This is a genomic window from Bacillus cereus group sp. N31 (assembly GCF_016483245.1).
Taxonomy (GTDB): domain Bacteria; phylum Bacillota; class Bacilli; order Bacillales; family Bacillaceae_G; genus Bacillus_A; species Bacillus_A toyonensis.
The window spans coordinates 1-232 of record NZ_JAEHCH010000130.1; the positions used below are offsets into that span (position 1 = coordinate 1).

Here is a 232-nt window from a genome sequence, read left to right on the forward strand (position 1 = left end):
ACATTCTAACACCCAACCTATAATACAAATCAAAACAAAAATAAAACCTAAGATGTAGTTTTGTGTTGCAAATCCATCACAGGTAAAGCCAAGAATAATAATACTACTAATGCTTATTACAAGCCCTAAGCAATTCCAAGAGCGTAAACGTTCTTTTAAATACATAAATGCAAAAAATGCTCCAACGGCTTGATATATGGCTGATATTGCTGCCGTATACGAAGCCCCTATA

Annotated in this window: 1 pseudogene; it reads right to left on the minus strand. The window is 34.1% G+C overall.

The features are described from left to right. A pseudogene (locus JDS81_RS30110) lies at positions 1-232 on the minus strand (DMT family transporter); the annotation flags it as partial.